Annotated in this window: 21 protein-coding genes; 10 read left to right on the top strand and 11 right to left on the bottom strand. The window is 71.8% G+C overall.

Annotation, left to right across the window (positions count from 1 at the left end):
- Positions 1 to 118: 118 nt before the first annotated feature.
- Positions 119 to 550: a Zn-ribbon domain-containing OB-fold protein gene (locus tag ABZ887_RS48640; RefSeq protein WP_361305711.1), complete on the bottom strand. Its 432-nt coding sequence runs from the start codon at positions 548 to 550 to the stop codon at positions 119 to 121.
- Positions 551 to 729: 179 nt separating this feature from the next.
- On the opposite strand from ABZ887_RS48640, the gene ABZ887_RS48645 reads away from it, so the two are divergent.
- The 7 genes from ABZ887_RS48645 (at position 730) to ABZ887_RS48675 (ending at position 11,073) form a co-directional block, all read left to right on the top strand.
- Positions 730 to 2,367: a subtype B tannase gene (locus tag ABZ887_RS48645; RefSeq protein ID WP_361305713.1), complete on the top strand. Its 1,638-nt coding sequence runs from the start codon at positions 730 to 732 to the stop codon at positions 2,365 to 2,367.
- A 386-nt stretch (positions 2,368 to 2,753) separates the two neighbouring features.
- Positions 2,754 to 3,911: an NAD(P)/FAD-dependent oxidoreductase gene (locus tag ABZ887_RS48650; RefSeq protein WP_361305715.1), complete on the top strand. Its 1,158-nt coding sequence runs from the start codon at positions 2,754 to 2,756 to the stop codon at positions 3,909 to 3,911.
- Between the two features lie 160 nt (positions 3,912 to 4,071).
- Positions 4,072 to 5,595 (top strand): FAD-dependent oxidoreductase, encoded by a 1,524-nt coding sequence (locus tag ABZ887_RS48655; RefSeq protein ID WP_361305717.1) that lies wholly within the window; start codon positions 4,072 to 4,074, stop codon positions 5,593 to 5,595.
- Between the two features lie 119 nt (positions 5,596 to 5,714).
- Entirely contained in the window at positions 5,715 to 7,943 is a 2,229-nt protein-coding gene (locus ABZ887_RS48660; protein ID WP_361305719.1) for an acetate--CoA ligase family protein, read from the top strand.
- Positions 7,943 to 8,755, top strand: coding sequence for an enoyl-CoA hydratase-related protein (locus ABZ887_RS48665; RefSeq protein WP_361305721.1), 813 nt, complete (start codon positions 7,943 to 7,945; stop codon positions 8,753 to 8,755). The genes ABZ887_RS48660 and ABZ887_RS48665 overlap by 1 nt, the downstream gene beginning before the upstream one ends.
- 82 nt (positions 8,756 to 8,837) lie before the next feature.
- The gene (locus ABZ887_RS48670) at positions 8,838 to 9,437 is read left to right on the top strand and encodes a flavin reductase family protein (protein WP_361305723.1); all 600 of its coding nucleotides are present in this window, start codon (positions 8,838 to 8,840) and stop codon (positions 9,435 to 9,437) included.
- Positions 9,438 to 9,543: 106 nt separating this feature from the next.
- Positions 9,544 to 11,073, top strand: coding sequence for an ATP-binding protein (locus ABZ887_RS48675; RefSeq protein WP_361305725.1), 1,530 nt, complete (start codon positions 9,544 to 9,546; stop codon positions 11,071 to 11,073).
- Here ABZ887_RS48675 and ABZ887_RS48680 read toward each other — a convergent pair.
- Positions 11,070 to 12,422 carry an MFS transporter gene (locus ABZ887_RS48680; protein WP_361305727.1) on the bottom strand — a complete coding sequence of 451 codons (1,353 nt, stop codon included), beginning with the start codon at positions 12,420 to 12,422 and terminating at the stop codon, positions 11,070 to 11,072. The two genes, ABZ887_RS48675 and ABZ887_RS48680, sit on opposite strands and share 4 nt — an antisense overlap.
- A gap of 71 nt (positions 12,423 to 12,493) precedes the next feature.
- On the opposite strand from ABZ887_RS48680, the gene ABZ887_RS48685 reads away from it, so the two are divergent.
- On the top strand, positions 12,494 to 13,522 hold the full coding sequence (locus ABZ887_RS48685) for a helix-turn-helix domain-containing protein (protein ID WP_361305729.1): 1,029 nt from the start codon (positions 12,494 to 12,496) through the stop codon (positions 13,520 to 13,522).
- Here ABZ887_RS48685 and ABZ887_RS48690 read toward each other — a convergent pair.
- Positions 13,421 to 14,677: an MFS transporter gene (locus tag ABZ887_RS48690; RefSeq protein WP_361305731.1), complete on the bottom strand. Its 1,257-nt coding sequence runs from the start codon at positions 14,675 to 14,677 to the stop codon at positions 13,421 to 13,423. The two genes, ABZ887_RS48685 and ABZ887_RS48690, sit on opposite strands and share 102 nt — an antisense overlap.
- A 780-nt stretch (positions 14,678 to 15,457) precedes the next feature.
- Positions 15,458 to 15,835 (bottom strand): MerR family transcriptional regulator, encoded by a 378-nt coding sequence (locus ABZ887_RS48695; protein ID WP_184963000.1) that lies wholly within the window; start codon positions 15,833 to 15,835, stop codon positions 15,458 to 15,460.
- A 75-nt stretch (positions 15,836 to 15,910) separates the two neighbouring features.
- Here ABZ887_RS48695 and ABZ887_RS48700 point away from each other — a divergent pair, with 75 nt between their 5' ends.
- On the top strand, positions 15,911 to 16,639 hold the full coding sequence (locus ABZ887_RS48700; protein WP_361305733.1) for an SDR family oxidoreductase: 729 nt from the start codon (positions 15,911 to 15,913) through the stop codon (positions 16,637 to 16,639).
- A 52-nt stretch (positions 16,640 to 16,691) separates the two neighbouring features.
- On the opposite strand, the gene ABZ887_RS48705 is transcribed toward ABZ887_RS48700, so the two are convergent.
- The 4 genes from ABZ887_RS48705 to ABZ887_RS48720 form a co-directional block, all read right to left on the bottom strand.
- Positions 16,692 to 16,883 (bottom strand): hypothetical protein, encoded by a 192-nt coding sequence (locus ABZ887_RS48705; protein ID WP_361305761.1) that lies wholly within the window; start codon positions 16,881 to 16,883, stop codon positions 16,692 to 16,694.
- Positions 16,884 to 17,000: 117 nt separating this feature from the next.
- Positions 17,001 to 18,050, bottom strand: coding sequence for a Zn-dependent alcohol dehydrogenase (locus ABZ887_RS48710; protein WP_361305735.1), 1,050 nt, complete (start codon positions 18,048 to 18,050; stop codon positions 17,001 to 17,003).
- The gene (locus tag ABZ887_RS48715; RefSeq protein ID WP_361305737.1) at positions 18,050 to 19,204 is read right to left on the bottom strand and encodes an acyl-CoA dehydrogenase family protein; all 1,155 of its coding nucleotides are present in this window, start codon (positions 19,202 to 19,204) and stop codon (positions 18,050 to 18,052) included. Before ABZ887_RS48715 ends, ABZ887_RS48710 begins: the two co-directional genes overlap by 1 nt.
- Before the next feature lie 237 nt (positions 19,205 to 19,441).
- A complete protein-coding gene (locus ABZ887_RS48720) occupies positions 19,442 to 20,356 on the bottom strand; it encodes an SDR family NAD(P)-dependent oxidoreductase (RefSeq protein ID WP_361305739.1) in 915 nt (304 codons plus the stop codon).
- Between the two features lie 86 nt (positions 20,357 to 20,442).
- Between ABZ887_RS48720 and ABZ887_RS48725 the strand changes: the two genes are divergently transcribed.
- The gene (locus ABZ887_RS48725) at positions 20,443 to 21,378 is read left to right on the top strand and encodes a cyclase family protein (RefSeq protein WP_361305741.1); all 936 of its coding nucleotides are present in this window, start codon (positions 20,443 to 20,445) and stop codon (positions 21,376 to 21,378) included.
- Positions 21,379 to 21,715: 337 nt separating this feature from the next.
- On the opposite strand, the gene ABZ887_RS48730 is transcribed toward ABZ887_RS48725, so the two are convergent.
- The 3 genes from ABZ887_RS48730 to ABZ887_RS48740 form a co-directional block, all read right to left on the bottom strand.
- Positions 21,716 to 22,192 (bottom strand): ATP-binding protein, encoded by a 477-nt coding sequence (locus tag ABZ887_RS48730; RefSeq protein ID WP_361305757.1) that lies wholly within the window; start codon positions 22,190 to 22,192, stop codon positions 21,716 to 21,718.
- 18 nt (positions 22,193 to 22,210) lie between these two features.
- Complete coding sequence (locus tag ABZ887_RS48735) at positions 22,211 to 22,348, bottom strand: hypothetical protein (protein WP_361305743.1); 138 nt, start codon at positions 22,346 to 22,348, stop codon at positions 22,211 to 22,213.
- Between the two features lie 397 nt (positions 22,349 to 22,745).
- On the bottom strand, positions 22,746 to 23,621 hold the full coding sequence (locus tag ABZ887_RS48740) for an acyl-CoA dehydrogenase family protein (RefSeq protein ID WP_361305745.1): 876 nt from the start codon (positions 23,619 to 23,621) through the stop codon (positions 22,746 to 22,748).
- Positions 23,622 to 23,623: the final 2 nt, after the last annotated feature.

Genomic DNA, 23,623 nt, shown 5'->3' on the forward strand with positions numbered 1-23,623 from the left:
CGCGGTCGACCAGGACACCCAACACCGTTCGGGGCGTCCGGCTGAGCATGAGTTCTGGCAACAGGACTCACTCCCGCTCAGTCTCTAGGAACGGTTCCTTTGCGGCGCCCGGCCGGACTCAGTGCGCCGGCGCCGGGCGGAACACCGGTGCCCCCTCCCGGAAGGCGACCTCCAGTTCCAGTCCGGCGCGCAGGGTCTCCGGGTCCGCGGTCACCAGTTCCGTCATCATGCGCGGGCCCTCCGCGAGGTCGACCACGGCGGCCACGTACGGGACACGGTCGCCGAACGGCGGGAGGTCGTTACGGTGGACGACGGACCACGTGTACAGCGTCGCGCGGCCGGTCGCCCGCTCCCAGGTGACGTCCTCGCTCCAGCAGTGCGGGCAGAACTCCCGGGGGTAGTGGTGGGCCCGGCCGCAGGAGCCGCAGCGGCGGAGCAACAGCCGGCCGTCGGCCGCCGCCTCCCAGTAGGGGCGGGTGAAGGCGTCCGGCTCGGGGCGGTCGTAGCGCGGGGACTGTGCGCGTATCCCGTCGGAATTCGTCGCATCCATGAATCTGACGTTACGTCAGAACCTGAAGCGCAGCCTAGAGCCGGTTGCGGAAAACCTGTGCATTTCCCATGGCCCTGTGGGTCCCCCATGAGATTCCGGCGAATTGTTGACGATTTTGTCGAGCCGAGATTACGTTCGCAGCCGCAAGGCCAAGGAGCCCGGATACGAGGAGCAGCAAGGTGAAGCACAGGGCAGTGAAGCGCAGGACCGTGGTCCTGGGGATCGGCGCCACGGCCGGTGTCGCGGCAGTCGGCGGTATCGCTCTCAGCGCGCAGGCGTCGAGCAGCTCCTCCTCGTCCTCGGACTCCCTGAAGTTCGACGTGGACGGCTACTCGAAGCTGACGACGACGGTCACGGACACCGAGGGCACCGAGCACAATGTGACATACCACTTCTGGAAGGCGATCACCTACGTCGCCAACCCGGTGGACGCCACCTACCAGTCCCTGATCGTCAGCGCCCCGGTGGAGATCGACGGCACCGCGGTCGACCCGACGAACGCCCCGATCCTGCTCGCCAACTCGATCGGCGGCTACATGCCCGCCTCCGTGGCCGACGCCACCGAGGTCGGCGCCGGCGGTTCCGCGGCGGGCGGCGCGCCGCCGAGCGGTGCGGCCCCGAGCGGTGCGGCGCCCAGCTCCTCCACCGGCACGACGTCCAACGCCAACAGCAACACCAACGCCACCGGCGGCGCCACCTCCAGCAACCAGCTGCTCGCGCTGGCCGCCGGGTACGTCGTGATCGAGCCCGGCGCCCGCGGCCGTACCCTCAAGAACTCCGACGGCGAGTACTACGGCACCGCCCCCGCCGCGATCGTCGACCTCAAGGCCGCCGTCCGGTACATCAGGGCGAACAAGGGCCTGATCCCCGGCAATGTCGAGCGAATCGTTTCTGCAGGCACCAGCGCGGGCGGCGCCCTCTCCTCGCTGCTCGGCGCGTCCGGCGACAGCCCGATCTACGACAAGTACCTCAAGGAGCTCGGCGCGGCCGACGCCTCCGACGCGATCTTCGCGGTCGGCGCCTGGTGCCCGATCACCGACCTGGAGCACGCCGACGGCGCCTACGAGTGGAACTGGGGTGCCAACGACCTCTCCACCGGCAAGCAGGTCGACCAGTCCGTCTCCAAGGACCTCAAGGCCCAGTTCGCCGAGTACCAGGCGGGCCTGAAGCTGCGCGGCCTGGACGGCTTCGGCCCGCTGACCGCCCGCAACTACGACGACTACCTGGTCGAGCAGTACCTCCAGCCGTCGGCCACCAAGTACCTCGCCGCGCTCTCCGACTCGGACCGCGAGACGTACCTGGCGAAGAACACCTTCATCACCTGGTCCGGCGGCAAGGCCACCTTCGCCTGGGACGACTTCCTCACCCACGTCGGCGCCCGCAAGAAGGACACCCCGGCCTTCGACGCCTTCGACCTGTCGGCCGGCGAGAACAATGAATTCGGAGCGGGTACCACCGAAACCCGCCACTTCACGGCGTACGGCGCGAAGAATGACTCCACCGGACTCAGCACCAAGCGGGTCGCCGCCGACATCCCCGAGAAGCTGAACCTGATGAACCCGATGTTCCACCTGGTGGAGAAGGTCAACGACCGCCGCTCCAAGCACTGGTGGATCCGCCTCGGCACCAGCGACTCCGACACCTCGCACGTCATCTCCGCGAACCTGGCGGCCCGCCTGGACAACCTCGGTGACGACGTCAACCACCTCTACTACTGGGACGAGGGCCATGGCGCCAACACCGACCCGGGTGACTTCATCACCTGGATCGCCACGGTGACGAGCTACGGCAAGGGCAAGAAGGGCAAGCGGAATTGAGGGGTTGCCGCGGAACGAACAGGCCCCCGCGGAACCGACAGGTCCCCGCGTAAGCAAGAAGCTCTCACAATCGTGATGGGGCTCTCGAAGCCGCGATAGCCTCCCCGAACGCGGTGTCCTTTTTCCCGTCTGTCTAAGGACACCGCCCACCCGTGACGTCGGGCCCCAGCGCACCGGGGCCCGACGTCACGGGCCTTTCGCTTTCCGGGCCGGTTTCGGTACCGGTTTCCAGCCGGATTCCGTACCGGTTTCCGGCCGGTTTCCCGGCAGATGAGGTGGGCTACGTCACAAGTCCCACGCACTTCTCCTACGGGTGTGATCAATCCGCAACCAATTCCGGTCTTGACCGAGACCCAACAACGTGAGGCGTGATTACGCTCGCGCTCATGGCCGTGTTCTCCCCCACCGTTACGCCCGTCTACGTCATCGGCGCCGGCCCCGGAGGTCTCGCCGTCGCGTACGCGCTGCGGGCCCGGGGCATCCGTGCCGTGATCCTGGAGAAGTCCGACGACGTCGGCGCGTCCTGGCGCCGCCACTACGACCGTCTCCACCTCCACACCACCCGGCGCCTGTCCGCGCTCCCCGGGCTGCCCATGCCGCGCCGCTTCGGCCGCTGGGTCTCCCGCGCCGACGTGGTGCGCTATCTGGAGAAGTACGCCGAGCACCACGAACTGGAGATCGTCACCGGCGTCGAGGTCTCCCGGGTGGAACGCTCCCCCGACGGCGAGGGCTGGCTGCTGCACGCCTCCGGCGGGCGGGAGCTGACCGGTTCCGCGGTGGTGGTCGCCACCGGCTTCAACCACACCCCGCGCATCCCCGACTGGCCGGGCCGGGACGGCTTCGGCGGCGAGTTCCTGCACGCCGGCGCGTACCGCAACGCCGAGCCGTTCGCCGGCCGGGACGTCCTCGTCGTCGGCCCCGGCAACACCGGCGCCGAGATCGCCGTCGACCTGACCGAGGGCGGCGCCGGGCGGGTGCGGCTGGCGGTCCGCACGGTCCCGCACATCGTGCGCCGCTCCGCCGCCGGCTGGGCGGCCCAGTACAACTCCATCCTGGTACGACGGCTGCCGACGGCCCTCGTGGACCGGCTGGCCCGCACGATGGCCAAGGTCAGCGTGCCCGACCTGGCCGCGCACGGCCTGCCCCGCCCCGTCAGCGGCCTCTACAGCCGGGTGAAGCAGGGCGCGATCCCGATCCTGGACGTCGGCCTCATCGACGCGGTGCGGCAGGGGAAGGTGGAGATCGTGGCCGCGGTCGACGGATTCGAGGACGGCAAGGTCCTCCTCGCCGACGGCACCCTCATCTCCCCCGACGCGGTGATCGCCGCGACCGGGTACGTCCGCGCCCTGGAGGGCCTGGTCGGCCACCTCGACGTCCTCGACGACCGCGGCCGCCCCGTCACCCACGGCGGCCGCACCCCGAAGAACGCCCCCGGCCTCTACTTCACCGGCTACACCAACCCCATCAGCGGCAACATCCGCGAGATGGCGATCGACGCGGAGAAGATCGCGAGGGCGGTCGCCAAGCGTCGGCGGGTGGCGTAGAAAGCCTCAACTTTCTTACGTACAAGCCCTGTTACGCATGTGACCGATGCGACGGCAGTTGTTTGTTACCGGCGGTAGCCCTGCACCCGTGCGCGAGTTCAGAATGTGAGCCCTGCTCAACTTTCCGGCTCCACCCTCTCGCTCAGCACGGAGGACGCACGTGGCACGTGAAAGACAGCTCACCCCCCGGACCTCCCCCGGGACCTCCTCCCGGCTCTCCCGCCGCTCCCTGCTCGGCGGGGCCGCCGCCGGGGCCGTCGGCCTCACCGCGGTCACCGCCGGCACGGCCGCCGCGGCGAGTTCCCGGACCGTCGACGTCGCGATCGTCGGCGGCGGCATCGCCGGGCTCACCGCGGCCCGCGACCTGGTGGCCGGCGGCAGGACGGTCGCCGTCCTGGAGGCCCGGGACCGGGTCGGCGGCCGGGTGGTGAACCTGAAGCTGGCCAACGGCGGCTTCACCGAGGGCGGCGGCGAGTTCATCGGCCCCACCCAGAACCGCATCAAGGCCCTCGCCGACTCCCTGGGCGTGGCCACCTTCACCACCTACAACACGGGGAACAACCTCCTCTACAAGGACGGCAAGCGCACCCCGTACGACACCAGCGGCCTGCTCGGCTCGGTACCGCCGGTGGACGCGGCCGGCCTCGCCAACGCGGCGATCGTGCAGTCGGAGCTGGACAGCATGGCCGCGCAGGTCCCGGTGGACGCGCCCTGGACGGCCGCCAAGGCCGCCGAGTGGGACAAGCAGACCTTCGAGAGCTGGCTGAACGCCAACGCGGTCATCCCGTCCGCCAAGTTCCTGCTGGACCTGGCCTGCACGTCGATCTTCTCGGCCCAGCCCCGCGAACTCTCCCTGCTCTACGTCCTCTACTACATCGCCGCGGCCGGCGACGAGTCCCACGCCGGCACCCTGGAACGCCTCACCGACACCGCGGGCGGCGCCCAGGAGTCCCGCTTCGTCGGCGGCTCCCAACAGGTCCCGATCAAGCTCGCCGCGACCCTCGGCGACCGGGTGGTACTGAGCGCGCCGGTGCGCTCCGTCGTCAAGTCCGGCAGCGCGTACGTCGTCACGGCCGACGGCATCACGGTCAACGCCACCCGGGTGGTCGTCGCCCTGCCGCCCCCACTGGCCGCCCGCATCACCTACGACCCGCTCCTGCCGGCCGCCCGCGACCAGCTCACCCAGCGGATGCCGATGGGCTCGATCGGCAAGGCCATCGCCGTCTACGACACCCCGTTCTGGCGGGCCGACGGCCTCAACGGCCAGGCGGTCAGCGACTCCGGCGTGGTCCGCTCGACCTTCGACAACTCCCCGCCGGACGGCTCCTACGGCGCCCTGATGGGCTTCATCGAGGCCGACGAGATGCGGGCGTACGACGCGGCGAGCGAGGCCGACGTGAAGACGGCCGTCCTGGCCGACTACGTCAACTACTTCGGCGACAAGGCCAAATCTCCCTCCTCCTTCGTGCTGCAGCGCTGGGACAATGAGGGCTTCTCGCGGGGCGGCCCGGTGGCCTTCGCGCCGCCCGGGGTGCTGACCGGGTACGGGGCCGCGCTGCGCGCGCCGGCGGGCGGCATCCACTGGGCCGGGACGGAGACGTCGACGTTCTGGACCGGGTTCATGGACGGGGCGGTGCGGTCGGGCGAGCGGGTGGCGAAGGAGGTGCTGGCCGCCCTCGGCTGAGAAGAAGAGCTGTTTCGTCGCTCAACTTTGCGTGCAGACCAGTTCCTGACGCAGTGTCAGTTCAGTAATCTGACACTGCGTCAGTTAATTGTGCTGTCCACACAGGAGCGGGCGGAACGATGCTTGGATCAACCCACGGCACCCTCACCACCGACTCCCGCCGGGCCCGGGTCATCGCCTGCGGTGAGCAGCGTCCCGGGCCGGCCGTCCACGGCCGCGCGGCCGACACGGAGGAGCTGGACGTCAGCGGACGGCCGCTGTACGCGGACGTACCGGATCTGGACAGGTTCTTCCGCCCCGAGTCCGTCGCCGTGATCGGCGCCTCGGACGCCGAGGGGCGGCCCAACACCGGCATCACCCGGCAGCTGCTCGACTGGGCCGGGCGGGTCGGGGCCCGGGTGCACCCGGTGCATCCGACCCGGCCGTCGGTGTTCGGCATCGCCTGCGTGCCCTCCGTGGCCGACCTGCCCGAGCAGGTCGACCTCGCCGTCCTGCTGGTCGCCGACCCGCTGCCGGTGATCGAGGAACTGGCCGAGGCCAAGGTGAAGTTCGCGGTCGCCTTCGCCTCCGGGTTCGCGGAGACCGGCGAGGAGGGCGCGGCGGCCCAGACCCGGCTCGCGGCGGCCGTACGGCGGTCCGGGCTCCGGCTGCTCGGCCCGAACACCAACCTGAACGCCTTCGAACGCTTCCGCGACGACCTGGACGGCCCGGCGATCGCCCTGATCACCCAGTCCGGCCACCAGGGCAGGCCGGTCTTCGCCGCGCAGGAACTCGGCATCCGCCTCTCGCACTGGGCGCCGACCGGCAACGAGGCCGACCTGGAGACCGCCGACTTCATCTCCTACTTCGCCGAGCGGCCCGAGGTCGGCGCCATCGCCTGCTACGTCGAGGGCCTCAAGGACGGCCGCGCCTTCCTGCTGGCCGCCGACCGCGCGGCCCGCCGCGGGGTGCCGGTGGTCGCCGTGAAGGTCGGCCGCACCGAGGCCGGCGCCCGCACCGCCGCCTCCCACACCGGCAAGCTGACCGGCGCGGACGACGTGGTCGACGCGGCGCTGCGGCAGTACGGGGTGATCCGCGTCGACGGCCTCGACGAACTCCAGGACACCGCCGCCCTGCTGGCCCGGGCGCGGGCGCCGCGCGCCGACGGGGTGGTCGTCTACTCGATCTCGGGCGGCACCGGCGCGCACGCCGCCGACCTGGCCGCCGGCCTGGGGCTGCGGCTGCCGGTGCTGTCGGAGGCCCGGCAGGCCGAGCTGCACCAGTGGATACCGGAGTACCTGAGCGTGGCCAACCCGGTCGACAACGGCGGGCACCCGGTGGGCGACTGGCGCGGCCGGAAGATCATCGACTCGATCCTGGCCGATCCGGAGGTCGGGGTGCTGATCTGCCCGATCACCGGCCCCTTCCCGCCGCTCAGCGACAGGCTCGTCCAGGACCTGGTGGACGCGGCCGAGGCGACCGACAAGCTGGTGTGCGTGGTGTGGGGCTCGCCGGTCGGCACCGAGGCCGCCTACCGCGAGGTCCTGCTCGGCTCCTCCCGGGTGGCCACCTTCCGCACGGTCGGCAACTGCCTCACCGCGGTCCGCGCCTACCTCGACCACCACCGCTTCACGAGCGCCTACCGCTCCCCCTTCGACGAGGCCCCGCGCACCCCCTCGCCCTCCTACCGCAAGGCGCTCGCGCTGATGCGGCCGGGACAGCAGCTGAGCGAGCACGCGGCGAAGCAGCTGCTGCGGGCGTACGGCATCCGGGTGCCGCGCGAGCAGCTGGTGACCAGCGCGGCGGCGGCCGTGCGCGCGGCCGGGCTGGTCGGCTACCCGGTGGTGATGAAGGCGTCCGGCGGCCAGATCGCCCACAAGACGGAGCTGGGCCTGGTGAAGATCGGCCTGACCTCGGCCAGCCAGGTCCGGGACGCCTACCGCGACCTGACCGACATCGCGCGTTACGAGGGGGTCGCCCTGGACGGCGTACTCGTCTGCCAGATGGTGGAGCGGGGCGTGGAGATGGTCGTCGGCGTCACCCACGACGACCTCTTCGGCCCGACGGTGACCGTGGGGCTCGGCGGGGTCCTGGTCGAGGTCCTTCGGGACACCGCCGTACGCGTGCCGCCGTTCGGTGAGGACCAGGCCCGGGACATGCTCGCGGAGCTGCGCGGGCGGGCCCTGCTGGACGGGGTCCGGGGGCGGCCGCCGGCCGACCTGGACGCGCTCGTCGAAGTGGTCCTGCGCGTGGAGCGGATGGCCCTGGAACTCGGCGGCCAGCTCGCCGAGCTCGACATCAACCCGCTGATGGTGCTGGAGCAGGGCCAGGGCGCGGTGGCGCTGGACGCGCTGGCGGTGTGCCGCTGATGGACACCGTCCGGTACGTGACGGCGGAGCGGGTCGCCCACCTCACCCTCGACCGCCCCGACGCCCTCAACGCCCTCACCCCCGACCAGCGGGACCACGTCATCCACCTCCTCGGCGAGGCCTCCGCGGACCCGGGGGTCGGCGCGGTGGTCGTCACGGGCACCGGCCGCGGCTTCTGCGCGGGCGCGGACCTCCGCGGCGGCGGCAGCGGTACGGCCGACGGCACCTCCGGCACGACGGCCGAGCGGGTGCCGGGGGACGTGGCCCGCACCATCCGCCTCGGCGCCCAGCGCCTCGTCGCCGCCGTCCTCGACTGCGAGAAGCCGGTGATCGCGGCGGTCAACGGCACCGCCGCCGGTCTCGGCGTGCACCTCGCGCTCGCCTGCGACCTGGTCCTGGCCGCCGAATCGGCCCGGTTCATCGAGGTGTTCGTCCGGCGCGGCCTGGTCCCCGACGGCGGCGGCGCCTACCTGCTCCCCCGCCTGATCGGCCCGCACCGCGCGAAGGAGCTGATGTTCTTCGGCGACGCCCTCTCCGCGCCGGAGGCCGAACGCCTCGGCCTGGTCAACCGGGTCGTCCCGGACGCGGACCTGCCCAAGACGGCCCGCGACTGGGCCGCCCGCCTGGCCGCCGGCCCCACCCGTGCCCTCGCCCTCACCAAGCAGCTGGTCAACGCGTCCCTGGACACCGACCGGGCGGCCGCCTTCGCCGCCGAGGCGGCCGCCCAGGAGATCAACATGACGACCCGGGACGCCCAGGAGGGCATACGGGCCTTCGCGGAGCGCAGAAGCCCCGGTTTCCAGGGCCGATAAGCGAAATCCCAGGACCGCTGACGCCGATACCGGGCCCCCGCCCCTTCCCATCTGACACCCCGTCACTTTCAATGAAGGGGTGATGGGACACGCAGGGGCGGCCGCGGCCGCCGTCCGCTATCTGAGGTCGGTCCCCGCGGCGGGACCCGTGGAGGCGCTGCCGCGCCCGGAGTTGCGGTGCGTACGCGCGGACGAGCGGGTGCCGGTCGACCCGACCGAGTTCCGGCGCGTGCTCGGCACCTTCGCGACCGGGGTCACCGTGATCACCGCACCGGCCGCCGAGGGCGAGTCCTCCCCCGCCGGTTTCGCCTGCCAGTCCTTCTCCTCCCTCTCCCTCGACCCGCCCCTGGTCTGCTTCATGGTCGGCCGTACGTCGGCCACCTGGCCGCGGATCGCCCGCGCCGGCGTCTTCTGCGTCAACGTCCTCGGCGCGGGCCAGGGCGAGCTGTGCCGCGCCTTCGCGGTGAGCGGCGCGGACAAGTTCGCCGGCGTCCCGCACGACGCGGCCCCGGCCTCCGGCTCCCCCCGGCTGGCGGGCGCCGCCGCCTGGATCGACTGCACGGTCCACGCGGTGCACACGGGCGGCGACCATCTGATCGTGGTCGGCCGGGTCGACGCACTGGGCACGGGCGACGACCCGGACCGGGCACCGCTGCTGTTCCACCGGGGGCGGTTCCTCTAGCGATCGGGCGTACTCCGCCGGCAGCCTGTCCCGACGCCCCGGCGCACCACTTAGGACTACACTCCTTAGAAGTACACTCCTAAGTACCGTGCCGGAAGGTACTCCCATGCAGCAGCCCAGGCCGGCCAAGCCGTCCCGCGTCTTCGACCGGGGCCCCGAATGGGACGCCCTCACCACGTTCGTCGCCCGCCCGCTGCCGCATGCCGCACTCGGGGTGCTCAGCGGCAGACGGCGCATGGGGAAGACGTACCTGCTACGGGCGCTCGTCGAGCAGTGCGGCGGGTTCTACTTCGGAGCCACCGACGCCACCGAGACCGAGTCCCTGCGGCAGTTCAGCGCCGCGCTGGCCGAGCACGTGGGTTCTCCTGTGCCCTTCTCCTTCGCCACCTGGGACGACGCGGTGTCCTACCTCTTCGGCCTCGCGGCCCCGGGCGCCCGGGCGCCGGGCGGCCCGGCGGCGGACGCCCCGTTCCTCGTGGTCATCGACGAGTTCCCGTACCTGGTGCGGGCGGCTCCGGAACTGCCCTCCCTGATCCAGCGCGCGATCGACCGGGACCAGGTGGCGGAGAGCCGCATGCGGCTGCTCCTGTGCGGGTCGGCGATGTCCGTCATGGGCGGGCTGCTGGCCAGCAGTGCGCCGCTGCGCGGACGGGCTCAGCTCGAACTCGTGGTCCGGCCCTTCGGGTACCGGGCGGCAGCGGACTTCTGGGGTGTCACCGCCGATCCCGCGCTCGCCGCCCGACTGCACGCGGTGCTCGGCGGCACCCCCGCGTATCGCCGTCAGTTCCTGGCGGACGACGTTCCCGCCGATCTGGACGGTTTCGACGAATGGATCTGCCGCACGGTCCTGTCGCCGTTCAGCCCGCTCTTCCGGGAGGCCCGGTATCTGCTCGCCGAGGAAGCGGACATCCGGGACACGGCGCTCTATCACTCGGTGCTGGCCGCCGTGGCACAGGGAAACACCACGCGCGGCGGCATCGCGGGCTACATCGGCCGCAAGTCGGTCGACATCTCGCATCCGCTCAACGTCCTGGAGGACAGCCATCTCCTGGCGCGGGAAGCCGATGTCTTCCGGGCCGGAAAATCCCAGTACCGCATCACCGAGCCGCTGATCAACTTCTACGAAGCCGTCATGCGGCCGGCCTGGACCCGGCTGGAAGGAGGCCAGGCCACCGAGGTGTGGGCCCAGGCAGGACAGCGCTTCGCGGCGCAGGTGGCCGGTCCGCACTTCGAGGCGATGTGCCGTGAGTACGTCCTGGGGCCCGGGCGGACCCTGCTCAGTACCTCGCTGGGCGAGGTGGGCAGCGGCATCGTGACCGATCCGAAGGAACGCCGGCAGCTCCAGGTCGACGTGGCCGTCGTCGAGCAGGGGTCCGGGGGGAACCGTCCGTCGGTCGCCCTGCTCGGCGAGGCGAAGTGGGGCACTGTCATGGGAGTGAACCACCTCGAACGCCTCGCGCGTGCCCGGGAACTGCTCGCCGGGCGCGGCATGGACACCTCGCACTGCGCCTTGGCCTGCTTCAGTGCGGCGGGTTTCAGCGACGCCCTGCGAACCGAGGCGGCTCGGGGTGGAGTGCTGTTGATCGGCCTGGACGAGCTGTACGGCCGCTCCGTGCCGACGGGGGTTCTCCCCTAGGCCGGCACGGCCCCGCTCACCGCGCCGAATTCCCCTGCCGCGGGCACCGGCCGTCGCCGGATCAGCAGGGCCATCAGGGCCGCCGCCGCGCACAGGGTGCCGGAGGCGTACCAGACCATGTCGTAGGTGCCGAAGACGTCGCGGGCGACGCCGCCGAGGTAGGCGACGAGGGCCGCGCCGATCTGGTGGGAGGCGAGGACCCAGCCGAAGACGATGGCGCTGTCGTCGCCGTACCGCTCCCGGCACAGGGCCAGGGTGGGCGGGACGGTGGCGACCCAGTCGAGGCCGTAGAAGACGATGAAGAAGATCATCGAGGGGTGAACCGACGGGCCGAGGAGCATCGGCAGGAAGAGCAGGGAGATGCCGCGCAGGGCGTAGTAGACGGCGAGCAGGCGGCGCGCTTCGAAGCGGTCGGTGAACCAGCCGGAGGCGATCGTGCCGACGACGTCGAAGACGCCGATGACCGCGAGCAGCGAGGCCGCCGTGGTGACGGGCAGCCCGTGGTCGTGGGCGGCGGGCACGAAGTGGGTCTGGACCAGGCCGTTGGTGGAGGCCCCGCAGATCGCGAAGGTGCCGGCGAGCAGCCAGAACGGCCCGGTGCGCACGGCGGAGGACAGGACCGAGAGGGTGCGTCGGGCGGCCCCGGTGACCGGTGCCGGCTTCGGTACGAACTCGGTCGCGCCGTACGGCTTCTGGCCCACGTCGGCCGGGTGGTCGCGCAGCAGCAGCCAGACGAAGGGGACGACCGCGAGGGCGGCGAGGGCGACGGTGACGGCGGCCGGGCGCCAGTCGTAGGTCTCCACCATCCAGGAGAGCAGCGGGAGGAAGATCAGCTGGCCCGAGGCGGAGGCGGCGGTGAGGATGCCGCTGACCAGGCCGCGCCGGGTGGTGAACCAGCGGTTGGTGACCGTGGCGGCGAAGGCGAGGGCCATCGAGCCGGAGCCGAGCCCGACCAGCAGGCCCCAGCAGAGCATCAGCTGCCAGGCCGCCGTCATCCACACGGTCAGGCCCGAGCCGAGGGCGATGACGGTCAGGGCGACGGCCACCACCCGGCGTATGCCGAAGCGGTCCATCAGCGCGGCGGCGAAGGGCGCGGTGAGCCCGTACAGCGCGAGGTTGACGGAGACGGCCGCGCCGATCGTGCCGCGCGACCAGCCGAACTCCGCGTGCAGGGGGTCGATGAGCAGGCCGGGCAGGGAGCGGAAGGCGGCCGCGCCGATGATCGTGACGAAGGTGACGGCGGCGACGAACCAGGCACGGTGGATGCGCGGCGAGCGGATCGGCTTCGAGCCCTTCGAGCCCTTCGAGTCCTCGGCGGGGGCGGCTGCGGCTTCGCTTGTCTGGGTCACGCCATAAATATCCGGCCAACCGCCTCGCGCCATCGAGTGGCCCGGAGGACAGTATTCGCTAGGATCGGGCCATGAGCAGTGACCCCGGCTTCCGCCCGCACCGCGTCGTCGTCCTCGCCCTGGACGGCCTGCTCCCCTTCGAGCTGGGCATCCCGCACCGCATCTTCGGCCGCCCCAAGGACGCCCGGGGCCGCCATCTCTACGAGGTCGTGACCTGTTCGGTCCGCCCGCCCGGGCCGGTCGAGACCGACGCCGACTTCGCGATCCACGTGCCCAACGGCCCGGAGACGCTGGCCACCGCCGACACCGTGGTCATCCCGGCCTCGTACGAGCTGGGCCCGGTCTTCGAGCAGGGCGTCCTGACCCCCGAGCTGGCCGCCGCCCTCGCCCACATCCGCCCCGGCACCCGGCTCGCCTCCATCTGCACCGGCGTCTACGTCCTGGCCGCCGCCGGCTACCTGGACGGCCGCCCCGCGACCACGCACTGGGCCGAGGCGGACCATCTCCAGCGCCTGTTCCCGCAGTTGCGGGTGGACCCGGACGTCCTCTTCATCGACGACGGCGACATCCTCACCTCCGCCGGGGTGGCCGCCGGCATCGACCTGTGCCTGCACATGGTCCGCCGCGACCACGGCACGGCCGTCGCCAACGAGGTGGCCCGCCGTACGGTCGTCCCTCCGCACCGGGACGGCGGCCAGGCCCAGTACATCCACCGCCCGGTCCCCGACCCCCAGGTCGCCACCACCACCGCGGCCCGCGCCTGGGCCCTGGGCCGCCTCCACGAGCCCGTCCAGCTGCGCGACATGGCCGAGCAGGAGGCCATGTCGGTACGGACCTTCACGCGCCGTTTCCGCGAGGAGACCGGCGTCAGCCCCGGCCAGTGGCTCACCCAGCAGCGCGTCGAACGCGCCCGCCACCTCCTGGAGTCCACCGACCTCTCCGTCGACCAGGTGGCCCGGGACGCCGGCTTCGGCACCGCCCAGTCGATGCGCCAGCACCTACAGACGGCACTCGGCGTCACCCCGACCGCCTATCGCCGTACCTTCCGCACCGGCGCCGGCGAAACCCGGGGCCGCGGTGAGGTCGGCACCCCGCGCTGACCTCCCGGCCCACGTCACCTCGCCCCACCAGCCGATCGCACTCAGCAGCAGGGTCACACCCACCCCGGCCAGCACGGCCGTGGACGGCGCCACCACGCGCAGCAACGCACCGGCGAGGGAGCCGGTCGCCGCGTAACCGGCGCCCGCGGCCGCGTACATGACCGAGTAACCGGCGGCATGGGCGCGCGGCGGGAGTGCCTCGCGCAGCGACAGGTTGCGGGTGAGCATCGCGGCGGACTGCAGCATGCCGCCCGCGACCAGCGCGAGCGCGATCCCGGCCGTGCGCGGTATCAGCGCGGCGAGCGTCACACAGCCCGCCGTACCGGCCATCAGCACCACGCTGTGGGTGCGCAGCCGTCCGGGCCAGGCCCGCAGGCCGTGCAGGAACGCGCCGAGGCCGCCGCCCACCGCCATCCCGGTCAGCAGCGGACCCGACCAGCCGACGCCGATCCCGCGCTGTTCGAGCAGCGCGGGCAGCACGAGTTCGGACAGCCCGAGCAGGGTCAGGCTGGCCGCGCCCGTGACGTACACCGGCCAGGCACCGGCCAGGACCCGCGAGAGGGGCAGGTCCGCCCGCTCGTCCGCGGCCCGCGCGGACGGCAGGAGCCACAGACCGGCCGGCGATGCGGCCATGAGGGCGGCGGCCAAACGCAGCGGGGCGCCGGGGGCGACGCCCAGGGCCAGCCCGGCCACCGCGGCCGGGGAGACCGCCCACACGGCGGCCGTCACCATCGTCTCGACGGACAGCGCCTGCGCGACGGCACGCTCCGGGACCATCGTGGTGAGCAGGGTGCGCAGGGCCCCAGTGGCGGCGGCCGGCGCCGCACCGGCCACGAACGCGAACACGGCAAGGACGGCGGGCTGTGTGTCCGGGAAAGTGCCGAGCCCAGCGAATCCGGCGGCTCCGGCCACCAGACCGACGGTCAGCTGCACCCGGGCACGCGCGGGCCGCAGTCGCATCCCGAGCACGGGCGCACCCACGATCTCGGCGACCACGTAAACCGCCGCGATCATCGCCCCCAGCGAATAACCACCGGCCCGCTCACGCACCAGGAACACCAGCGCCAACGGCGCCATGGCGACCGGCATTCGGGCCCCCACGGCGGTGCAGGCCCAGATCAGGACCTTCCTGGACGCGACGTCACGATAGGTCATGGGACGACGGTAGGGGGGTGCGCCGACAACACCGAGGGATTTCCCCAGCCAACGCACAACCGCATGCCGTCCACTCGCCGAAATGGCTTTGCGCTGCACGTGAGTTCATAACTCAGCCGATGGCGCGGTCTGTGACGACCGGGGCTCACGGTGTTGCGCGGGGAGAACCTGCCGGGAATTCGTCGGGATCTGATCGTCCCCGTCCGCCCAAGACCTCTTGGCGTACCACCTGGAGAGGATATAGGCGACAGCTGAGGCGACCAGCCATACCCAAGGAAGAACGTAGTCCGTGACTTCCCCTCCGAGGCAGTCCAGGCCGCAATGAGAAGGGTGCCAAAAATGTGCCATGCCGGTCTGGACCGGCCATCAGGGTCAGGACTGCCGCGAGAGCCGTTCCCAGCAGCGCGGATTGGTCAGAACCACCACCGCGTCCTGCCGGCTCACATTCCATGGCGTTCCTCCTCGTGCCGTGCAGTGCCGTCGCGAAGAGGCTGCCACGGGGCGGAAGTTCCCTGCGATTGCTTCCGATCCACGTCATCTCATCGGGTTGGGGTTTCGCGGATCAGTCACATGCATGTTGACGCTCCGGCTTCGTGGGTTGAGCTGACAATCGAGCGCGCCGTGGCCAAGGCCGCCACAAAACCGGACTCCAAGGGAAACCGACAGGCCTCCGCAGAATCCCCGCTCACCTGATTGCACAAACGGAAGAGCCCGTCGAGGGCGGTGCATCCCCGGGCCGGGCATCACCGGCCAAACCACGAACCATCCGACCGACCGCGCCTACGGGTGCGTGTCCGTGATCGCGATGACCTCGTCGAGGCGGTCCAGGGCGGCCTGCAGGTCGTCGACCTTGGCCTGGATGCGGTCGCGCTCGGCGCGCAGCATGGCTCGTTGCTCGGCGTCGGTGTGCCCGGTGTCCCAGCATGGAAGGAGTTCCGCGATCCTTCGGCTGGTCAGACCGGCGGCGAACATCTGCTGGAAGAAGCGCACCAGGGTGACGGTGTCCTGCCGGTAGAGGCGCTGGCCGGACGGGCTGCGCTCCGCGATGAGCAGCCCCTGCTGCTCGTAGTAGCGCACGGCGCGTACCGAGACGCCGGCGTCCCGTGCCACCTCGCCGATGCGGACCAGCCGCTCGGCCGCAGCCTCCGTGACGGTCATGGTGATTCCTCTCGCCCCGGTCCTGACGGCCGGCACTTGCCTCTGACGTCAACGTCAGGTTTTAGCGTACCGGGCATGGACATCAACAACTCCGTCGCCCTTGTCACCGGAGCCAATCGCGGTCTGGGCCGCGCCTTCGCCCAGCGCCTGCTCGAACGGGGCGCCCGCAAGGTCTACGCGACGGCTCGCCGGCCGGAGACCGTGGACCTGCCCGGGGTCGACGTGCTGCCCCTCGACATCGCCGATCCCGCATCTGTGAGGGCCGCCGCCGAGGCCGCCCCGGACGTCTCGCTGCTCATCAACAACGCGGGGATCCAGACGGGGACCGACCTGGTGACCGGTTCGCTGGACGCGGTACGGCACGAGCTGGAGACCAACATGTTCGGCCACCTGGGAATGATCCGGGAGTTCGCGCCGGCGCTCGCCAGGAACGGCGGGGGCGCGATCGTCAACGTCCTCTCCGCCATGTCATGGTTCGGGGGCAAGGGCGCCAATGCCTACCACCTGACCAAGGCCGCCGCCTGGGCCATGACCAACGGCGTCCGCCTGGAACTCGCCGAGCAGGGCACGCTCGTGACAGCGGTGCACCTCGGCCTGGCCGACACCGACATGGCCGCGGGCTGGCCCGTGGCCAAGATCGCGCCGTCGGACCTGGCCGACGCGGCGCTCGACGGTGTCGAGGCGGGCTCCGCCGAGGTCCTCGCCGACCAGTGGAGTCGGGACGTCAAGTCCCGGCTGCCGCTGACGCCGGAAGAATTCAACGACGCGATGGACCGCGCCCTGGCGGCGCTGACGGCGCCATGAGAGGCCCCTCGGACCGCACTGGCTTCGGGCGGTCGCTTCTGAGCTCAGTCGATCAATCCTCCATCTGCAGTTGTAGATCTTCATGTTGTGACCTCGCGTCGGCGGTAGCGGCAGGCGCGGGCCTGGTGTCGACGACGCCGTAGCGCGGGCCTTTTGCGCCGGCGCCCGCGGACAGTTGCTGCCAGCCGCGTCGGGGCACCATGCGCATCAGCACGTCAACACGGAACTTGCCGACAGGGATCATCGCGGACCGCGTCCGCGTCCCACTTGGCCCGCTCCCATGGATGCTGCATGCCATCCGGCGTGGCCGCAGCCGTCGGAACCGCCTCGACTTCCGAGATCCACAACTACGGCCGGAGTACTAGAACGTCAGCACCCCCCGCGCCACCCGCCCCGCCTCCGCGTCCGCCCGCGCCTTCTCGAAGTCCTCCACGGGGTACGTCTCGGTCACCAGCTCGTCCAGCAGCAGGCTCCCTTGGCGGTACAGCTCGGCGTAGAGCGCGATGTCGTGCTGCGGGCGCGAGGAGCCGTACCGGCACCCCAGGATGGACTTGTCGAGGAACATGGCGGCGACGACGAAGGACGCCTCGGCGGTGGCGGCGGGCATACCGAGGAGGACGGCCTGGCCGTGCCGGTCGAGAAGGTCGACGGCCTGCCGGACCAGTTCGACCCGGCCGACGCACTCGAAGGCGTGGTCCACCCCGGTCGGCAGCAGGTCCTTCACGCCCTCCGTCGAGGTCAGGAAGTCCGTCGCGCCGAACTGCCGGGCGACCTCCTCCTTGGCCGGGTTGGCGTCCACGGCCACGATCCGCAGCGCGCCCGCGATCCGCGCCCCCTGGATGACGTTCAGCCCGATCCCGCCGGTGCCGATGACCAGCACGGTGTCACCGCGGTCGACGCGGGCCCGGTTCAGTACGGCGCCCACACCGGTCAGCACCCCGCACCCGATCAGCGCGGCGGACGTCAGCGGGATGTCCTTCGGGATCCGTACCGCCTGCACGGCCCTGACGACCGTCCGTTCCGCGAAGGCCGAGTTGCACGCGAACTGGTACACGGCCTGACCGCCGCGTGTGAACGGCTTCTGCGGCCGGCCTATGGCCTTACGGCACATGGTCGGCCGGCCTCGGTCGCAGTCGGCGCAGGCACCGCAGTTGGCGAGCGTGGACAGCGCGACATGATCTCCCGGTGCCACATGGGTGACCCCCACACCGACCGCCTCCACCACACCCGCGCCCTCATGCCCGAGCACCACGGGAACGGGGAAAGGTATGGTCCCGTCCACCACCGACAGATCGCTGTGACACAGCCCTGCCGCCGACACCGCGACCAGCACCTCCCCCGGCCCCGGCTCCCGCACCTCCAGGTCATCGACGACCTGCACCTGCTTCCCGTCGAACACGACCCCACGCATCACGACTCAACCCCCTTCGGTTCCCTCGGCAGACCGAGCACCCGCTCGGCGATGATCGTGCGCTGCACCTGGTCCGAGCCGCCGTAGATGGTGTCGGCCCGGGAGAAGAGGAACAGGTGCTGGGCGGCGTCCAGTTCGTACGGCGCGGCGGCCGACCAGCCGGCCGGGCCGACGCTCGCGGCCGCGCCCCGCACCAGCACGGCGAGCTCTCCGAGCCGCTGGTGCCAGCCGCCCCACAGCAGCTTGGCCACACTGGGCGCGCCGGGCTCCGCGGCCGAGTTCCCCAGCGTCCGCAGGGCGTTCCACCGCATCACCCGCAACTCGGCCCACTGCCGCACCAGCCGCTCCCGTACGACGGGATCGTCGACGGCCCCACTCCGTACGGCATCCCGCACCACCTTCCCCAGCTCCTGTGCGAACCCGATCTGCTGGGCGAGCGTGGACACCCCGCGCTCGAACCCGAGCAGGCTCATGGCCACCCGCCACCCGTTGCCCGCACCGCCCACGACGTGCTCCACGCGCGCGTGCGCCCCGTCGAAGAAGACCTCGTTGAACTCGCTGGTGCCGGTCATCTGCCGGATGGGGCGGACCTCGACACGGCCCGGCTGGTCCATCGGCACCAGCAGGAAGCTCAGCCCGTGATGCCGTCGTGAGCCCGGCTCGGTCCGCGCCAGCACGAAACACCAGTCGGCCTCGTGGGCGAGCGACGTCCAGATCTTCTGCCCGGAGACGCGGTAGCCGTCCCCCTCCCGCACGGCCACGGTCCGCACGCCGGCCAGATCGGACCCCGCGCCGGGCTCGCTGTACCCCTGGCACCAGAGCTCCTCCCCGGCGGCGACGGCCGGCAGGAAGCGCGCCTTCTGCTCACTGCTGCCGTGCGCGATGAGCGTCGGGGCGAGCAGGTTCTCCCCGATGTGCCCGGACCGCGGCGGTGCCGCCGACCGCGCGTACTCCTCGGCCCAGGCGACCTGCTGGGTGAGCGTGGCGGTCCGGTTCCCGTACCCGCCCTCCGCCCACCCGATCCCGATCCACCCGGCGGCCCCGAGCGAGCGCTCCCAACTGCGCCGGTCCACATCGCCTTTGACGTGCGCACCGAGCCAGCCCCGGACCTCCCGGCGAAACTCCTCGTCCTCCGGCGCAAAGCCGAACTCCACGGTGACCTCCAGAAATGCGTCGCGGGATTGGGGCCGTACAGAAACCGCCGGCCACCGCCGTCGTGGCCGAGCGCCGTCGCGGCGGAGAAGGAAAGGGGCCGACAGGGTGCGTGGACTGATGACCAGACGGGCGGGGACTCTGAACGCCGGCGCGGACAGCCGACCCAGGGGCGCGGGGAACTGCGCGAACAACCACCACGGCGCCACACCCGCGCATGGACCGCACCCCCCTGCCCATTAGGCGTTCGGCCGACTTCCGTCCCGCGCCGCCGCCTCCATCGCCGCCAGCCGCGCCAGCATCGGCATAGGGTCCGTGCCGACACTCCCCGGCAGCGCCTCCGCGATCCGCTCCGGCGTCCACGCACCCCCTTCGGCGTACGCGGCCCGCAACTCCCTCGGCTGGGCCCACACCGCGATCTTCGGCCCGGCCACCGTGTAGACCTGCCCGGTGACCCCGGCGTCCCGCGCCGCGTCCGACAGCAGGTAGACCACGAACGCGGCCACGTCCTCCGGCTCGCCGATCTCCGTCAGCTCCGTCGGCACGCCCGCCGACATCCGTGTCCGGGCCACCGGCGCCACCGCGTTGGCGGTCACCCCGTACTTGTGGAGGCCCAGCGCAGCGCTCCGCACGAGGGAGATGATCCCGCCCTTGGCCGCGCTGTAGTTGGCCTGCGAGACCGAGCCCTGGTGGTTGCCGCTGGTGAAGCCGATCAGCGTGCCGGCGCGTTGCGCACGCATCACCGCCGACGCCGCCCGGAACACCGTGAACGTGCCCTTCAGATGAGTGGCGACCACCGGGTCCCACTCCTCCTCGGCCATGTTGAACAGCATCCGCTCGCGCAGGATCCCCGCCACGCACACGACCCCGTCGAGACGGCCGTACGACGACAGTGCCGTGTCCACGACCCGCTGCCCGCCCGCCATCGTGGAGATGTCGTCGGCGACGGCGACCGCGTCGCCGCCCGCCGCCTCGATCTCCTTGACGACGGCCTCGGCGACCTCGCTCGTGGGCGAGGCGCCGTCGACGGCGACGCCGTAGTCGTTGACGACGACCTTCGCCCCCTCGGCCGCCGCCGCCAGTGCCACCGCCCGTCCGATACCGCGCCCGGCACCCGTCACGGCGACGACCTTGCCTGCCAAGAAGTTCCCCACGCCCGGCCCCTTCCCGCGGTTTCTGACGGACCGTTAGATTTTATGGCGCGTCTGATGTGCGGACACAAGCCCCGGGGAGGACCGAGATGTCACTGCCGACGCTTCATCCCGCGTTCCACGACATCGCCAAGCGCGTCAACAACTGGGGCCGCTGGGGGGCCGACGACGAGATCGGCACGTTGAACCTGATCACCGACGAAGTGGTGCGGGAGGCGGCGGCGACCGTCCGCAGCGGACGGCGCGTGCCGCTCGCCCTGCCGCTCCGGGAGGACGGCGTGCAGACCGGGATGATCCCCGGGCGGGTCAACCCCCTGCACACCATGGTGCAGATCAACCAGGAGCTCTTCGGCCCGGGGACGGTGGCGTGCAGCGACGACGCCGTGACCATGGGGCTGCAGGCCGGCACCCACTGGGACGCGCTCACCCATGTCTCGCACTCGGGGAGGCTCTACAACGGCCGCCCGGCGGGCACGGTCACCGCGCACGGCGGTGCCGAGTTCTCCGGGATCGACAAGGCGCGGCACATCGTCTCGCGCGGGGTGCTGCTGGACGTGGCGCGGGCGCGGGGCGTCGACCGGCTGACGGGCGGGCACGCGGTCACCCCGGAAGACCTGGACGCGGCCGAGGAGTTCGCCGGGACGACCGTCCGCGGCGGCGACATGGTCCTCGTACGGACCGGGCAGGTGCAGGTGTACCTGGCCGGGGACAAGCACGGGTACGGCTATCCGTCGCCGGGTCTTTCGGTGCACACCCCGGAGTGGTTCCACGCGCGCGACGTGGCCGCGGTCGCGAACGACACTCTCACGTTCGAGATCTTCCCGCCGGAGATCGAGGACCTGTGGCTGCCCGTGCACGCCCTGGACCTGGTCGAGATGGGGATGCTGCAGGGCCAGAACTGGAATCTCGAAGAGTTGTCCACAGCCTGTGGAGAAAGCGGCCGGTACGCGTTCCTGCTGTCGGCGATGCCCGAGCCGTTCGTCGGCGCGACGGGCACCCCGGTCGCCCCCGTGGCTGTCCTCTGAGTAGCGCCTCGCCGGAAGTGAGCGCCGCCCCGCCGGAAGCCGGTGTCACGCCGAGGCGGCGTGACACCGGCCCTCCCCCATTCCCCCTGCACCCGGACGACCACGCGCACCGGCCCGCCCCGAGCCCGGTCCCGCGCGCCGCCGTCCGACTCGACCCACACTCGACGAGGGCGTCCGCCATCAAGACCCTCGCCGTCCCCTCGCGGCGAATCGCAGACCTCAAGCGTGAGCAAACGGTCACAAGGCGTCAACACCCGCGCGGAGCTTTACGACTTATGCCCCGGTTCATCATGGGCGCGCACGGATGCAACCCCCGGCGCATGGCCGCACGGCGGGTTCACACGGCCTCGAAGGCCAGCCCTTCGTACGAGGCGAGGCCGCCCCCGTACGCCACCGCCGCGCCCTGCTGGGGCTGCGAACACCGGTCGAGTTCGCACCAGATGCGCTTGCCGCCGTCTTCGGGGCTCCAGCCCCAGCGGTCGGCGAGCCCGTCGACGAGGGCGAGGCCGCGGCCGCCGGTCGCGTCGCCGTCGGCACACCGCGGCACGGGCGCGCGGTCGCTGGCGTCGGCGACCTCCAGCCGTACGGTGACCGACTCGTCGGCGCCTCTGCGCTCCACGCCCGGCAGCGAGAGCCGCAGCACGGCCGGACAGCCGGTGTGCACCACGGCGTTGGTGACCAGCTCGGAGACGAGCAGGATCAGCGTCTCGGCCAGCGGCTCGTCCGCCGCTATACCGGACCCGGCGAGGCGCGAGCGGGCCCACCTTCTGGCCCGCCCCACCTCCGCGGGGTCGGGCCGGATCTCCAGCTGCACTTGAAGCACCTGCACCGCTCACACCATCCGAACCGGCGGACACATGAACCCGCGCCGAGCCGGCGCCGCGACGAGGGCCGCGACGACGAGGACGACGAGGGCCACGATCGTAGCCATTTTCTGCATGGCCAGAACAACGGCCAGAGCAAGGGTCACGGAACGTGATTCCCTTACGAGACAGCATGGTTGACGTACAGTCACCCCAACAAGCGCTTCGGGCATATTCCAGCGCGAAGGAGTACGCCTCCGGCATACTGTGCGACGCTCGCGGCGGGGAGTCGAACAAGCGGGGGCACAAGCCCTTACCGCCCTGCGAGCGGCGGTGCGCACCATGAGTGGCGGGGCCGCTTCGACGGCTCCGCCGGCATGGCTCGTCCTCGGAACCACTCGCATCCCACAGAAGGTACCGGAGGGGACAGCCGACTCCAGGCCGTGACGAGTCACGCGTTGGACACAACCCGGTATCAACGCTCCGTAATTCCGGTATGCCACAATCCGCGACATCTCGACCGCCCGAACCCATGATTCCGCAGGCCAGGGGCGTTTCGAACGCTCAGCCGAGCAGCTCCGCGGCGAGCATGTCCTCACTCTCCGTATTCGATCCGCCACGCTGCGCCCGTACCCATGTCCGTTTCAGATGCAGATGCACCTCCGACTCCCAGGTGAAGCCCATCCCGCCGTGCACCTGGAGGCAGTCCCGAGCGCCGCGCACGGCGGCCTCGTCGGCGAGCAGCCGGGCCGCCGCGAGGTCCGCGGGGTCGGAGGTCACGGCGGCCGCGTAGACGGCCGCCCGTGCGGTCTCGGTGCGCACCAGCATGTCGGCGCACAGATGCTTGACCGCCTGGAACGCACCGATCGGCTGCCCGAACTGCACGCGCGTGCGGGCGTGTTGCACGGCCAGCTCGCACGCGCGCGTGGCCGTGCCGAGCTGCTCGGCGGCGGTGAGGAGCACGGCGACCGGGTCGGGCGGCGCGAAGACCGGCCCCGGGACCCGGTGCAGGGGCGTCAACGGGTCCACCGAGCGCACCGGCACGGCGCCCGAGGCGTCCCCGGTCACCGCGTCGGCCTCGGCCAGCCACTCCACCAGGCCGCCGTCCACCCGGGCCACCACGGCCTCCCCGGTGGCCGCGCCGGGCACGTCGGCCGCCGCGAGGTGGGTGGCCACCAGCGGTCCGGGCAGCAGCGCCCGCCCCGCCTCCTCGAACACCAGCACGGCCTCGGGCAGGCCGAGCCCGACGCCGCCGTCGGCCTCGGGCAGCCGCAGCGCGAAGAACCCGGCGGCGCCCAGCTCCCGCCACAGGCCCCGGTCGAGGCCGCCCGGCGCGCCGGCCGCCGCCGCCCGCAGCACCGCGCCGTCGAACCGGCGCCCGAGCAGCTCCCGCATGCCCGCCCGCAGCGCCTCCTGGTCGCTGGTCAGTCGAAAGCGCACGT

The sequence above is a fragment of the Streptomyces sp. NPDC047061 genome, from assembly GCF_040643955.1.
In the GTDB taxonomy this organism is placed as follows: domain Bacteria; phylum Actinomycetota; class Actinomycetes; order Streptomycetales; family Streptomycetaceae; genus Streptomyces.